The 13,581-nt window shown below is 69.1% G+C and carries 15 protein-coding genes; 10 read left to right on the forward strand and 5 right to left on the reverse strand.

Going from position 1 to position 13,581, the window contains the following annotated elements:
- The first annotated feature begins 133 nt into the window (after window positions 1-133).
- Both HQK15_RS04870 and HQK15_RS04875 read left to right on the forward strand, forming a co-directional pair.
- Window positions 134-940 carry a sigma-70 family RNA polymerase sigma factor gene (locus HQK15_RS04870; protein ID WP_173490267.1) on the forward strand — a complete coding sequence of 269 codons (807 nt, stop codon included), beginning with the start codon at window positions 134-136 and terminating at the stop codon, window positions 938-940.
- 123 nt (window positions 941-1,063) lie between these two features.
- The gene (locus HQK15_RS04875; RefSeq protein WP_173490268.1) at window positions 1,064-1,288 is read left to right on the forward strand and encodes a hypothetical protein; all 225 of its coding nucleotides are present in this window, start codon (window positions 1,064-1,066) and stop codon (window positions 1,286-1,288) included.
- Here the strand turns inward: HQK15_RS04875 and HQK15_RS04880 are convergent.
- Complete coding sequence (locus HQK15_RS04880; protein ID WP_173490269.1) at window positions 1,279-1,794, reverse strand: hypothetical protein; 516 nt, start codon at window positions 1,792-1,794, stop codon at window positions 1,279-1,281. The genes HQK15_RS04875 and HQK15_RS04880 overlap by 10 nt on opposite strands.
- A 176-nt stretch (window positions 1,795-1,970) precedes the next feature.
- Here HQK15_RS04880 and HQK15_RS04885 point away from each other — a divergent pair, with 176 nt between their 5' ends.
- Complete coding sequence (locus tag HQK15_RS04885) at window positions 1,971-2,684, forward strand: GAF and ANTAR domain-containing protein (protein ID WP_173490270.1); 714 nt, start codon at window positions 1,971-1,973, stop codon at window positions 2,682-2,684.
- Here HQK15_RS04885 and ku read toward each other — a convergent pair.
- Both ku and HQK15_RS18795 read right to left on the reverse strand, forming a co-directional pair.
- Window positions 2,681-3,592 (reverse strand): non-homologous end joining protein Ku, encoded by a 912-nt coding sequence (gene ku / locus HQK15_RS04890; RefSeq protein ID WP_173490271.1) that lies wholly within the window; start codon window positions 3,590-3,592, stop codon window positions 2,681-2,683. The genes HQK15_RS04885 and ku overlap by 4 nt on opposite strands.
- A gap of 140 nt (window positions 3,593-3,732) precedes the next feature.
- Window positions 3,733-4,470, reverse strand: a complete 738-nt coding sequence (locus tag HQK15_RS18795) for a CatB-related O-acetyltransferase (protein WP_173490272.1) — start codon at window positions 4,468-4,470, stop codon at window positions 3,733-3,735.
- Window positions 4,471-4,567: 97 nt separating this feature from the next.
- Here HQK15_RS18795 and HQK15_RS04900 point away from each other — a divergent pair, with 97 nt between their 5' ends.
- Window positions 4,568-5,188 carry a Pr6Pr family membrane protein gene (locus tag HQK15_RS04900; protein WP_173490273.1) on the forward strand — a complete coding sequence of 207 codons (621 nt, stop codon included), beginning with the start codon at window positions 4,568-4,570 and terminating at the stop codon, window positions 5,186-5,188.
- On the opposite strand, the gene HQK15_RS04905 is transcribed toward HQK15_RS04900, so the two are convergent.
- The gene (locus HQK15_RS04905; RefSeq protein WP_173490274.1) at window positions 5,178-5,846 is read right to left on the reverse strand and encodes a cache domain-containing protein; all 669 of its coding nucleotides are present in this window, start codon (window positions 5,844-5,846) and stop codon (window positions 5,178-5,180) included. The genes HQK15_RS04900 and HQK15_RS04905 overlap by 11 nt on opposite strands.
- A 43-nt stretch (window positions 5,847-5,889) precedes the next feature.
- Complete coding sequence (locus HQK15_RS04910; protein WP_173490275.1) at window positions 5,890-6,633, reverse strand: FadR/GntR family transcriptional regulator; 744 nt, start codon at window positions 6,631-6,633, stop codon at window positions 5,890-5,892.
- Between the two features lie 128 nt (window positions 6,634-6,761).
- Here HQK15_RS04910 and HQK15_RS04915 point away from each other — a divergent pair, with 128 nt between their 5' ends.
- From HQK15_RS04915 to HQK15_RS04940, 6 genes are all read left to right on the forward strand, one after another.
- Window positions 6,762-7,835: an ABC transporter ATP-binding protein gene (locus HQK15_RS04915; protein ID WP_173490276.1), complete on the forward strand. Its 1,074-nt coding sequence runs from the start codon at window positions 6,762-6,764 to the stop codon at window positions 7,833-7,835.
- 67 nt (window positions 7,836-7,902) lie between these two features.
- On the forward strand, window positions 7,903-9,090 hold the full coding sequence (locus tag HQK15_RS04920) for an ABC transporter substrate-binding protein (RefSeq protein ID WP_173490277.1): 1,188 nt from the start codon (window positions 7,903-7,905) through the stop codon (window positions 9,088-9,090).
- An 8-nt stretch (window positions 9,091-9,098) separates the two neighbouring features.
- Window positions 9,099-10,004: an ABC transporter permease gene (locus HQK15_RS04925; RefSeq protein ID WP_173490278.1), complete on the forward strand. Its 906-nt coding sequence runs from the start codon at window positions 9,099-9,101 to the stop codon at window positions 10,002-10,004.
- A gap of 10 nt (window positions 10,005-10,014) precedes the next feature.
- The gene (locus tag HQK15_RS04930; RefSeq protein ID WP_173490279.1) at window positions 10,015-10,815 is read left to right on the forward strand and encodes an ABC transporter permease; all 801 of its coding nucleotides are present in this window, start codon (window positions 10,015-10,017) and stop codon (window positions 10,813-10,815) included.
- Window positions 10,812-12,170, forward strand: a complete 1,359-nt coding sequence (locus HQK15_RS04935; protein ID WP_173490280.1) for a transaminase — start codon at window positions 10,812-10,814, stop codon at window positions 12,168-12,170. Before HQK15_RS04930 ends, HQK15_RS04935 begins: the two co-directional genes overlap by 4 nt.
- 25 nt (window positions 12,171-12,195) lie before the next feature.
- Window positions 12,196-13,548, forward strand: a complete 1,353-nt coding sequence (locus HQK15_RS04940; RefSeq protein WP_173490281.1) for an NAD-dependent succinate-semialdehyde dehydrogenase — start codon at window positions 12,196-12,198, stop codon at window positions 13,546-13,548.
- The last annotated feature ends 33 nt before the right edge of the window (window positions 13,549-13,581 follow it).

The following is a 13,581-nucleotide window of genomic DNA, read 5'->3' on the forward strand; positions in this document are numbered from 1 at the left end:
TAGTCCCTCCGAACTAGGTGAACTAGTTCATCCTCACCGCGACGGGCTTGCCATGCAGGGTCGAACAGTGCCATGCTCGAATGGTCGGTTGAGCAGTTAGCCGCACGTGGTTCTAGACCCTTAGGGGGTCGTCATGAACATTGCTCCCGCAACATCCAGCATCTCCACGAACGTCTCGTCGGCGCTGTCCTCGACCGAGTCGGACGACACGTCAGCGCTCATCGAGGCCGCCGCGAAGGCCGGTCCGGCCGAGCGTGCAGCCCTCGAGGACGAGGTCGTTCGTCGTCATCTCGGCCTGGCCCGGCACCTCGCCGGCCGCTATGCCGGTCGAGGCATCGACCGCGAGGACCTGGTGCAGGTCGCCAACTTCGCGCTCGTGAAGTCGATCCGCGGATTTCACCACGACCGGGGCGAGTTCGTCCCGTTCGCCACGGTGACGATCCTCGGCGAGATCAAGAAGTACTTCCGCGACCACGGTTGGGGGGTGCGTCCTCCGCGGCGCATCCAGCAGCTGCAGGCCGACATCTCCGCCGCGTCCGAGCGCATCTTCCACGCCGAGGGTCACGCACCCGACGCCGCCGAGATCGCCAAGGAGCTCGGCGCTGACCGGGCTGACGTCGACGAGGCCATGGCGGCCCGTGGATGCTTCTCGCCGACGTCGCTCGACCAGCCGGTCCGCGACGGCGGGCAGCCGCTCGGCGAGACGATCCGGTGGGACGAGTCGGCATACTCGTTCATCGACGACTGGGTCACGGTCGGCCCGCTCTGCGAGGGTCTGGAGGACGATGAGCGCGAGCTGCTCCGCCTCCGGTTCGTCGAGGACCGCACCCAGCAGGAGATCGCCGACCTGGTCGGCGTGAGCCAGATGCAGGTGTCGCGCCGTCTCGCCAAGCTGCTCGAGCAGCTGCGCACCAAGGCGGCCGTCGAGGACGTCGCCTAGCCGGCACCCCTTCCACGCAGCAGGTCCCGGGCGGGTGCGCCCGGGGCCTGCTGCGTTGGTAGGGTCCTGTCACCGGTTCAGCAGCAGCCGTTCGCTCTGCTGATCCGGAAAGGCCCTTCCCCGATGCCTCGCACCACCTTGGTGTTCAGCCTGAGCAGCAGCCAGGCCCAGCGTGACCTGCTCCACGAGTTCTCGCTCCACCGCGACCTCGACGCGACCGGCGAGGTCACGGCTGGCCTGCCGACGATCCAGGTCGTGGTCGGTGACGTCGCCACCCGGGTCTGGGAGGTGCGAGCGACCGTCGGGATGTTCGACGATGCCGCGACCGAGGTCGGTGGTCAGGCGTGACCGCGGTGGCGGCGCGGCTCGAAGGTCTGGGTCACGAACGACGGCGCGGACGTCCACGCCTCCTGGACTCCGACCTCGTCGGCGATCGTCGCCGCGAGGTCGCGGGGCGCCGGGGTCAGCTCTGCTGGCAGGACGCGGCGGGCCTCGTCGAGGCGCACCTCGAGCGGGGCGTGCCAGATGACCGAGACGTCGTGGTGCTCGCCGCACTGGCGGCACAGGTCCTGCAGGCGCTCGGTGGTGGCCGCGTCGGTAGGCGTCCCACACACGATGACCACGTGGCTGGCCGGTGCGTCCCGGCTCGCCAGGTCACGGATCGCCTGCTCGCCGGTCGTGGTGTCCAGGCGGATGACGGCGTGACTGACCGACGTCAACCAGCCGACCGGCGTCGTGACGGAGTGTGTGCTGCAGCCGCGCCGACCGAGCTCGGCGCTGAGCGCCTCGTCGAGTGCATCGCGCTCGCCGAACACGGTCACGGTGGGGCCGGAGAGGTGAAGGTCGGCGGTCATGCGTGCGTTCCTTCTGGTCGAGGTCCACGGCGGAGGGTGTCGCCGGTCGGGCGTATTGGTGTCCTTGCCGTACCCTGCCGTGCATCGGGCAAACGATCGGCCTATCCTCACCTGTATTCCGACCGCGGGCCGTGGTTCTCGTGACCAGCGGCTCTGACTTCTGGAGGAGTGGATCCGTGGAGAGCTCGACCTTCTTCGCCCAGATGGCACTCGACCTGCACGACGAGCCGACGGCCGAGCGCACGATCGAGCGCATCACGGAGTACGCCCAGCTGGCGACCAGCTGCGACGACGCCGGCATCATGCTCGTCCACGCCCGCAACCAGATCGAGACTGCGGCCGCCACCTCGCAGCGCGTGGGCGAGTCGCACAACCTGCAGATCGTCCACGACGAGGGACCGTGCCTCGACGCGATCGAGGGCGAGCCCCACTACCAGTCGCCCGACGTGAGCGCCGATCCGCGATGGACCAAGTGGGGGCCGGCCGTGGCCGAGCTCGGCATAGGCAGCGTGCTCAGCCTGCGGCTCGAGACGCGCTCGCGCCGCTACGGATCGCTCAACCTCTATGCCGATCGGGTCGAGGCCTTCGACGACGACGACCTCGCCGTCGCCACGATCTTCGTCCGGCACGCCTCCGTCGCCCTCGCCAACGCGCACAACGAGGAGGGCCTGCAGACCGCGATCGACGCACGCAAGCTCATCGGCCAGGCGCAGGGCATCCTCATGGAGCGGTTCAACATCGACGCCGACCGGGCCTTTGAGTTCCTGCGGCGCCAGTCGCAGACCCACAACGTCAAGCTGCGCTACGTCGCGGAGTGGGTCGTCGACCACCGTGGATCGCCCGACGCCGTCTTCGCGGTCTCGGCATCGAGCGAGGTGCCCTCGACCTAGCCGGTCTTGCGGGCCGCCCTCTTGGCAGGAGTCTTCTTGGCGGCGGGCTTCTTCTTCGCCGCCGTCTTCTTCGCGGGTGCCTTCTTGGTCCCCGCCTTCTTCGCCGCTGTCTTCTGGGTGGTGGCCGACTTCTTGCGGTCGAGGCTCTTTTTGAGCGCCTCCATCAGGTCGACCACCTCGGCGTCGTCGCCGTCCTCGGTCTCGCCGAACGTGGCGTCGGTGTCGAGGGCGTCGCCCTCCTTGATCTTGGCCTCGACCAGGGTCCGCAGCTGCTCCTGGTAGTCGTCGGTGAACGAGGCGCTGTCGAAGTCGCCGGCCAGCGAGTCGACGAGCTGCGCGGCCATGTCGCGCTCCTTCTGGCTGATGCGCGGCACCTGCTTCAGCACGTCGAACGCCGGAGCGCGGACCTCGTCGTCCCACAGCAGCGTCTGCAGGAGCAGGACGTCACCGCGCACACGCAGCGCCGCGAGTCGGGTCTTCTGGCGCAGGGCGAACCGGACGATCGCGGTGCGGTCGGAGTCCTCCAGCGCCCGGCGCAGCAGGGTGTACTGCTTGAGGGTCTTCTCCTCGGGCTCGAGGTAGTAGCTCTTGTCGAGGCGCAGCAGGTCGACCTGGCTCGCCGGGACGAACTCGACGACCTCGATCTCGTGGTTGCGCTCGGCCGGCAGGGACGCGAGGTCCTTGTCGGTGAGCACGACGGTCTGCTGGCCGTCGTCGTACGCCTTGTCGATGTCGCCGTAGTCGACGACCTTGCCGCACACCTCGCAGCGACGTTGATAGCGGATGCGACCGCCGTCCTTGGCGTGCACCTGGTGCAGGGGGACGTCGTGGCTCTCGGTCGCGCTGTAGACCTTGACCGGCACGCTCACCAGCCCGAAGCTGATCGCGCCCTTCCAGATGGACCTCATGCTCCATTGGACCGCCGTCACCCCCACCCCGCACCTCGGGCGGTGGATTCGCCACCTTTTCGCGGGGCGCGGTGGATCCTCCACCGTACGAGCGCCGTCCGGCCCTGGGACGGTGGAGAATCCACCGCGCCGGGGTGGGGTCAGCGCAGGAAGAAGCGGCGGCGCCGTGCGGGGGACGGGGCGGCCGGCTTGGCGATCTCGACGAACCCCGGGTCGTACGGCTCGAGGCCTGCGGCGATGCGGGGTCGCAGCTGGGCCGCCGCCGCGGCCGGGTCGTCGTAGGGGATGCCGCTCAGCTGGTTGGGGGAGTGGCGCCACCACTGCAGGTCGAGCAGCTCGGCGCGCAGGTCGTCGTCGACGCGGGAGCGGATGACCTTGGCGGGCATGCCGCCGGCGATCGAGTAGGGCGGGATGTCCTTGGTGACGACGGCGTTGGCCGCGACGATCGAGCCGTCGCCGATCGAGACGCCGCGCAGGACGACGACGTTGGCGCCGATCCATACGTCGTTGCCGATCGTGGCGAGGTCGCCGGCGACGCTGCGGAACGACTGGCGTCCGCCCGCCTCGGGGTCGACGACCTCGGTGTCGTCGGCCGAGGGGTGCCAGCCCCACGTGGCCTTCTTGTACTGGAACGCCGAGACGCTGAGCCACGACGTCGGGTGACCCGTCGCGCCGATCAGGCTGCCGGGGCCGATCTCGCAGTAGCGGCCGAACGTGGCGGCCTGCACCTCGACCTCGCGGCCGAACTCGGTGAACGCGCCGATGCGGGTGTCGGCGCGGATGACGAACGGGCCGAGGAACCGCACCGGCGGCTCGACGATCAGGCGTGACGAGCCGATGCGCTGCACGTGATGTGCGCCGCGGGTGTGCTCGTCCACCGTTCCTCCTCAGGGGTGCCGCCTCAGGCTATCGAGTGCGACGACGTGCCGATCGGCGACACCGCGCAACGGGGTCGCGGGGCGATATCGTCGGGGTGTGATCAGACTCTGGCACGGCCTCGTCGCGGCCCTCACGGCCTTCGCGCTGGTGGGCCAGGCCTGCCTGACGATCGACCGCGACCGCTCGTTCACCAACTTCATCAGCTACTTCACGATCGAGTCCAACATCCTCGTGCTCGTCACGAGCCTGCTGCTCGTGCAGCGGCCCGACCGCGGAGGCACGGCGTTCGGCATCCTGCGCCTCGGCAGCCTGGTCGCGATCACGGTGACCGGCATCGTCTATGCCACGGTGCTCGCCGGCAACGGCAGCTTCACGGGTGTCGAGTGGTGGTTCGACAAGATCTTCCACTACGTCGTCCCGGCCATGTCGGTGATCGGCTTCCTGTTCCTGCGCCCGCGCACCCGCCTGGGATGGACGGCCCTGTGGTCGCTCGCGTTCCCGATCGTGTGGCTGGCCTACACGCTGGTGCGGGCCGAGGTCGCCGACCCGGTCTTCGACCTCACGCCGACGGTGACCGCCAAGGTTCCCTACGGATTCCTCGACGTCGCCGAGCACGGAGCCGTCGCCGTCACGGTGGCCTGCCTCGTCGTGACGGCGCTGTTCGTCGCGCTCGAGCTGGCCTACGTCCGCGTCAGTCGCCGCGGCGTCAACGCCTGACGACGGACAGGGGCAGCCGCGCACAGCTGACGACCTGGGAGCACTCCTCGAGGTCGATCAGGCTGCCGGTCGCCTGGTGCGGATCGGCTGACATGACGGTGCGTCCGAGGTCGTTGACGAGCGTCGCGCCGACGGCACGGAAGGTCGGGAGCAGCAGCTTCTCGAGGGTCTCGACGAGGGTGTCGGCGCCGACGACGCCGACCATGCGGCCGTGCGAGAAGACCGGCGTCGTCGACGTCATGACGTACTCGTCGGTGCAGACGAAGTCGACGTAGGGCCCCGTGACGTGGGGCTCGCCGGTGCGCTCGGGCGTGCGGAACCACGGGTGGCGCGTGTAGTCGAGCGGTGCACCGGTGGCGGGTGCGTCCGGCTCGGCGAGCAGGTGCTGGTCGTCGCCCTGCCACCACGCGAGGTAGAGCGGCTGGTCGTCGAGGGCGCCGCGCGCCGCGACGTAGCCGGCACCGACGATGTCGGACGTGGCGAGGAACGTGCGCACGAGCGGCTCGATGCTGCTGCGGGCGGTGTCGGCGTCGACGGGCCCCCGGTCGAAGAGCCCGACCAAGGGGGCGCGCATCGACTCGAGCTGGTCGAGGATGTGGTGGAAGTGGGTCTCGACCCGCTCGACGCACGCCGCGAGCTCCGCTGTCTGGACCGTCATGCGGGGTGCTCCTTCGTCGTGAGCCGGGGCCGTATTTGGTTGATCATTGCATCGATGCGTGCACATCGGCCAGCCTTTCCAGGGCATCGCCGACGTGCTCCTTCACACAGGTCCGGGCCGTCGCGGCATCATGCTGCTCGATCGCGTCGACGAGGGCGGCGTGCCGCGCGCACGTCTCGGTGCGGAAGTCCTCGTCGGCCAGGGGCATGCGCAGCAGCGCGCCGAAGTCGGCCTCGAGGCGGACGACCTCGCGCGTCATCCGCGCCGACTGGGTGAGGGCCGCGACCGAGAGGTAGAGCTCGGAGTCGGCGTGGCGCCAGACCCCGACGTCGGGCTCCTCGGCCTCGACGAGCAGCTGGCGCAGACCCTCGACGTCGGTGGGGTCGGAGCGCTCCGCGGCGAGCTCGGCGCACCCGGCGAGGATGACGCCGTAGATCGTGCCGCGGTCGCGCAGCTCGACCCGTGACATGGCCGTCAGGCGGCTGCCCAGCTCGTCGACGCTGCTCGGCTCGGGGCGGGTGACGAAGCTGCCGCCGCCCCGTCCGCGGGTCGTGGTGACGAGTCCCTGGGCGCGCAGGGCGACCAGCGCCTCGCGCGCGGTGACGGTGGCGACGCCGAGCATCGAGGCCAGCTCGGGCTCGCTCGGCAAGCGTTCGCCGTCGGCGAGGACGCCTGAGCGGATGGCCTCGGCAAGGCGGTTCTCGACGCGGACGGCGCGGCCTTCGTCACCGAGGGGGGCGAAGATCGCGGATCGTGCACGCGTGGCGGGACGTCGGACGGTCGCCATCTGCACCTCCTCGGGATCGTCACCTGATCGTTACAGAGTGAGCCTAGCCATTTAATATCTGGTCCCATATGATTTTGCCACCACGTGGCTCAGGTCACACCCACCGACCTCGAGGGGACCGCACACCGATGGCTGTGAGCACGACCGACGAGACCTCCGCAGGGCTCACGGCGCCCTCCGGCACCGCGATCTCCCTGCGCGGGCTGAGCAAGCACTTCGGCGAGGTCAGGGCCGTCGACGACGTCGACCTCGACATCGCCGACGGCGAGTTCTTCTCGATGCTCGGCCCCTCGGGCTCCGGCAAGACCACGGTCCTGCGCCTGGTCGCCGGCTTCGAGCAGGCCACCAGCGGGACGATCGAGCTGGCCGGCGAGGACGTCACGTCCCGCGCGCCCTTCGACCGCGACGTCAACACCGTCTTCCAGGACTACGCCCTCTTCCCGCACATGAGCGTGCTCGACAACGTCGCGTACGGGCTGCGGGTCCGTGGGGTCAAGAAGTCCGTCCGTCGTCGCCAGGCCGAGGAGGCCCTCGGCACGGTGCAGCTCGCGCACCTCGCCGACCGCAGCCCCGGCCAGCTCTCCGGCGGTCAGCGCCAGCGCGTCGCCCTCGCCCGCTCGATCGTCGTCCAGCCCAAGGTGCTGCTGCTCGACGAGCCGCTCGGTGCGCTCGACCTCAAGCTCCGCGAGCAGATGCAGGTCGAGCTCAAGCAGCTGCAGCGCAACCTCGGCATCACCTTCGTCTTCGTGACCCACGACCAGGAGGAGGCGCTGACGCTGAGCGACCGGGTGGCCGTCTTCAGCGAGGGCAAGATCGTGCAGCTCGGCACCCCGCAGGAGATCTACGAGACGCCGACGTCGGAGTACGTCGCGTCATTCGTCGGCACCTCCAACATCTTCGACAGCGCCACGTCCCAGCGGCTCCTCGGACGCGACGGCACCCACGCGCTGCGGCCCGAGAAGATCTCGATCAGCGCGTCGGGGACGTCGACCCGATCCGGTGGCGCGGGCGTCGTCCGCGCCGAGGGCGTCATCTCCGAGTCGATCTACCTCGGCACCGGCCACCGCATCCACGTCCTGCTCGACGACGGCACGCGCCTCGTCGTGCTCGAGCAGAGCACCGGCGCCCAGGCGCAGAGGGAGCAGCGCGGCGAGAAGGTCGTCGCCAGCTGGTCCCTCGACGACCTCGTGCCCCTCACCTGACCCGACCCCCACCGAGCACCACTCCGCAAGGCACCACTCCCACCACCGAAGAGAGATGGAGACACCGATGAGAAGGACGACACACCGCAGGAGGGCCCTCGGAGCCCTCCTCGCCAGCAGCGCGCTCGTCGCCCTCGCCGCCTGTGGCGGGAGCGACTCCGGCAGTGCTGCCGAGGTCCCGACCAAGCTGGGGAAGATGGAGGGCAAGGTCTCCATCCTCGCGTGGCCCGGCTACGTCGAGGACGGCAGCAACGACCCCAAGGTCGACTGGGTCACCGCCTTCGAGAAGGAGACCAAGTGCGAGGTGACCTCCAAGACGTACGGCACCTCCGACGAGGCCTTCAACCTGGCCAAGACGGGTGACTACGACGTCGTCGTCTCCTCGGGGGACCTCACGGCGCGGATGGTCGCGTCGAAGGAGGCCGTCGAGGTCAACACCGACCTGATCCCCAACTACGAGAAGGTCTTCGACTTCCTCAAGGACCAGGAGTGGAACACCTTCGACGGCAAGCACTACGGCGTCCCGCACGGCTACGGCGCCAACCTGCTGATGTACAACGAGGACGAGGTCTCGCCCGCTCCCACCTCGTGGTCGGCCGTGTTCGAGCCCGAGGAGATGGCGAAGTACAAGGGCAAGATCACCTCGTACGACTCGCCGATCTACATCGCCGACGCGGCGCTGTACCTCATGAAGCACTCGCCGGAGCTCGGGATCAAGAACCCGTACGCCCTCGACGACAAGCAGTTCGCGGCGACGATCGACCTGCTCAAGGAGCAGCGCAAGAACGTCGGCGAGTACTGGTCGGACTACCTCAAGGAGATCTCCGCGTTCGAGACCGGCGACTCGGTCATCGGCACGACGTGGCAGGTCATCGTCAACTCGATCGACACCAAGAAGACCAAGGTCAAGGCCGTCCTGCCCGAGGAGGGTGCGACCGGCTGGTCGGACACCTGGATGATCTCGTCGCAGGCCAAGAGCCCCAACTGTGCGTACGCGTGGCTGAACTACATCGACTCGCCCCAGGCCAACGCCCAGGCGACCGAGTACTTCGGCGAGGCGCCGAACAGCAAGGAGGCGTGTGACTTCGCGAGCGATCCCGGCTTCTGCGACTCCTACAAGGCCGGCGACGAGGACTTCGCGTCCAAGCTCTGGTACTGGCGCACGCCGGTCGCCGAGTGCCTCGACGGCCGCACCGACGTCGAGTGCAAGGACTACTCGGAGTGGACCAAGGCCTGGACAGAGATCAAGGGCTGATCTGATCCATGTCGACTGACACCAGCCGTGCGGCCGTCCCCTCGCGGACGGCCGCACGGCGGGCCTCCTCCCTCCTCACCTCCAAGCCGTGGCTGAGGTTGACCCTCCTGCTCACCGCGCCCCTGACCTGGCTGGTGCTCGTCTACGTCGTCGCGCTCGCCGCGCTGCTCGTGACGGCGCTGTGGTCGGTCGACAGCTTCACCGGGGAGATCACGCGCTCGCTGACGTTCGACAACATCAAGGAGATCGCGACCGAGTCGCTCTATCGCACCGTCACGCTGCGCACGATCGGCGTGGCCGCCGCGGTGACGATCATCGACATCGCGATCGCCCTGCCCATCGCGTTCTACATGGCCAAGATCGCGTCGCGCCGCATGCAGCGCGTGCTCGTGATCGCGGTGCTGACGCCGCTGTGGGCGAGCTATCTCGTCAAGGCGTTCGCGTGGCGCTCGGTGCTGTCGGACGACGGCATCTTCGAGTGGGCCAGCAGCAAGATCGGCATGGGGACGCCGGGCTACGGCATCACGGCCGTCATCATCACGCAGGCCTACATCTGGCTCCCGTACGTCATCCTGCCGATCTTCGCCGGTCTCGAGCGCGTGCCCAACTCGCTGCTCGACGCGTCCGGCGACCTCGGCGCCTCCGCCTGGCAGACCCTGCGGACGGTGGTGTTCCCGCTCCTGAAGCCGGCCATCATCGCCGGGTCGATCTTCAGCTTCTCGCTCACCCTCGGCGACTACATCACGGTCAACATCGTGGGCGGCGCCAACCAGATGCTCGGCAACCTCGTCTACACCAACGTCGGCGCGGCCAACAACCTGCCGCTCGCAGCGGCGGTCGCACTCATCCCCATCGTCATCATGATCGGCTACCTGACGGCTGTGCGCCGTACGGGTGCCCTCGAGAACCTGTGAGGTCGCAGCGATGATCCTCGGCGCCGGAGTCAAGCGCATCCTGGCCACCCTGACCGCACTGACGTTGCTGGTCATGTACCTGCCGCTGATGCTGGTGGTGCTCAACTCGTTCAACACCAGCCGCTCGTTCGCGTGGCCGCCCAGCGGCCTGACGCTCGAGTGGTGGCGCCGGGCGTGGAGCTCGGACGGCGCGCGCGAGGCGGTCATGACGAGCGTCCAGGTCGCGCTGGCGTCCACGGCGATCGCCCTCGTGCTCGGCACGCTGATGTCGCTGGCGCTGCAGCGCTACTCGTTCTTTGGCAAGAACTCGGTCAACCTGCTGGTGATCCTGCCGATCGCGCTGCCCGGCATCGTCACGGGCATCGCGCTCAACAACGCGTTCCGCGGCGTCATGGGCATCCAGCTGGGCCTGCTCACGGTCATCGTCGCGCACGCGACGTTCTGCATCGTCACGGTCTTCAACAACGTGCAGGCGCGCCTGCGGCGGATGGGTGGATCGTTCGAGGAGGCGTCCGCCGACCTCGGTGCGGGGGTCTGGACGACGTTCCGTCTCGTCACGTTCCCGCAGCTGCGCTCGGCGCTGCTGGCCGGTGGCCTGCTCGCGTTCGCACTCAGCTTCGACGAGATCATCGTGACGACGTTCACCGCCGGTGCGGGCACCACGACGTTGCCGATCTGGATCCTCAACAACCTCTTCCGACCCAACCAGGCGCCTATCGTCAACGTGGTGGCGGTCGTGCTGATCCTGCTGTCGATCGTCCCCATCTGGATCGCCCAGAAGATCAGCGGTGACGCCGAAGGAGTCCGATGAGCACGATCGACCGGTCACGGCTGGAGGAGCTGCTCGTCCGCGAGCGGGCGCTGTTCGCCGAGCGCAACCCCGCGTCGGCGCGCCTCTACGCCGCGGCGACCCACCTGTTCGGGCGGGTGCCGATGACGTGGATGAACAAGAACGCCGCGGGCTTCCCGCTCTACGTCGACCGGGCGCGGGGCAACCGCGTCTGGGACGTCGACGGTCACGAGTACATCGACTTCGCGCTCGGCGACACCGGGGCGATGGGTGGTCACTCGCCGCAGCCGACGCTCGACGCCGTCACGCACCGCATGAGCGGGCTGGGGGGCCTGACCACGATGCTGCCGACCGCGGACGCCGAGTGGGTCGGGGCCGAGCTGACCCGTCGCTTCGGGCTGGGCCGCTGGAGCTTCTCCCTCACCGCGACCGATGCCAACCGCTGGGCCATCCGGCTGGTGCGGGCGCTGACGGGTCGACCCAAGATCCTGGTCAACGCCTACTGCTACCACGGCAGCGTCGACGAGTCGCTGATCGTCGTCGGCCCCGACGGCGAGGGCATGATGCGTCCGGGCAACGTCGGCGCGCCGGTCGACGTCACCGAGACCAGCCGCGTCGCGGAGTTCAACGACCTCGCGGCGCTGGAGCGTCAGCTCGCCCACGGCGACGTCGCCGCGGTGCTGATGGAGCCGGCGCTGACCAACATCGGCATCGTGCTGCCGGAGGAGGGCTATCTCGCGGGCGTCCGTGAGCTCTGCACCCGTACGGGCACGCTCCTGATCATCGACGAGACCCACACCTTCTCCGCCGGTCCCGGCGGGGCCACGGCCCTGTGGGGGCTCGAGCCCGACGTGCTGGTGATCGGCAAGGCGATCGGCGGCGGCATCCCGTGCGGCGCCTACGGCCTGTCCGACGCGCTCGCCGAGATGGCCGAGGGGCGTACCGACCTCGACCTCGTCGACATGGGCGGTGTCGGCGGGACGCTCGCCGGCAACCCCGTGTCGGTCGCGGCCATGCGGGCTACGCTCGAGAACGTGCTCACCGACGAGGCGTTCGAGGTCATGGTGCAGACCGCCACGGCCTTCACCGACGGGGTCCAGGCGGCGATCGACCGCCACGACCTGCCATGGTCGGTGAGCCAGCTCGGCGCACGCACGGAGTACCGCTTCGCGTCGCCGGCTCCGCGCAACGGCACCGAGTCGGCCGCCGCCCAGGACGACGACCTCGAGGACTATCTCCACGTGTTCCTCGCCAATCGCGGCATCCTGCTGACCCCGTTCCACAACATGGCGCTGATGTCGCCCGTGACGTCGATCGCCGACGTCGAGCGCCACCACGAGGTCTTTGCCGAAGCCCTCGCCGACCTGCTTGCCTGACCCCGCCACGACCACGAGGAGAACCATGACCAGCCCCACGTACCAGGTGACCGACCCGTCGACCGGCGAGGTCGTCGAGTCCTTCGAGCACGCGACCGATGCCGAGATCGAGTCGGCGTTGGCGGCGTCGGCCGGGGCGTACTCGGCGTGGAAGGACGTGCCGATCGCCGAGCGCGCCGTCGTCGTCAAGCGGGTTGCTGCCCTGTTCGCCGAGCGGGCCGACGAGCTCGCGGCGATCGCGACCCGGGAGATGGGCAAGCCTCTCGGCGAGGGGGTCGAGGAGGCCGAGTTCTGCCAGGCGATCTTCGACTACTTCGCCGACGAGGGTCCGACGCTGGCCGCCGACCAGGAGATCAAGAGCTTCTCCGGCGGCAAGGCGATCGTCCAGAAGCTGCCCGTGGGGCCGCTGCTCGGGGTCATGCCGTGGAACTTCCCGTACTACCAGATCGCCCGGTTCGCGGCGCCCAACCTGATGCTGGGCAACACGATCATCCTCAAGCACGCCGAGTCGGTGCCGCGGTCGGCGCTCGCGGTCGAGCAGATCATGAAGGACGCCGGCGTGCCCGAGGGCGCCTACGTCAACGTGTTCGCGACGTTCGACCAGATCGAGACGATCATCGCCGACCCGCGGGTGGCCGGGGTGTCGCTGACGGGGTCGGAGCGGGCCGGGTCGGTGGTCGCCGCGCTGGCGGGCAAGAACCTCAAGAAGTGCGTGCTCGAGCTCGGCGGGTCCGACCCGATGGTCGTGCTCGACTCCGACGACCTCGACTCCGTGGTCGGTGACGCGTGGGACTTCCGGATGTACAACACGGGTCAGGCCTGCAACTCCAACAAGCGCATGATCGTCATGGACGACCTGTTCGACGACTTCGTCGCCAAGCTCACCGAGAAGGCCCTGGCGCTCGACACGTTCTCGCCGCTGTCGTCGCGCAAGGCCGCCGAGACGTTGGCCGAGCAGGTGCAGGACGCCGTCGACAAGGGCGCGACGCTGCATGCCGGCGGTGTGCTCGGCGAGGCCCCGGCGGCGTTCTACTCCCCGGCGGTGCTGACGGGCATCACCCAGGACATGCGGGCGTACTCCGAGGAGCTGTTCGGCCCCGTCGCGGTCGTCTACTCCGTGGGGTCCGACGAGGAGGCGCTCGCGCTCGCCAACGACACGACGTACGGGCTGGGTGGCTCGGTGTTCAGCGCCGACCCGGAGCGGGCGCGGTCGCTGGCCGAGCGGCTCGAGGTCGGCATGGCCAACGTCAACTCCACGGCCGGTGAGGGTGCGGAGATCCCGTTCGGCGGCGTCAAGCGCTCCGGCTTCGGCCGCGAGCTCGGTCCCCTCGGCATGGACGAGTTCGTCAACAAGCGCATGTTCTACGTCGCCGACTGACCCCCTTTTCGGTTTACCACGGTCCCTACGCAA

Source organism: Aeromicrobium stalagmiti, assembly GCF_013283745.1.
GTDB classification, from domain to species: Bacteria; Actinomycetota; Actinomycetes; order Propionibacteriales; family Nocardioidaceae; genus Aeromicrobium; species Aeromicrobium stalagmiti.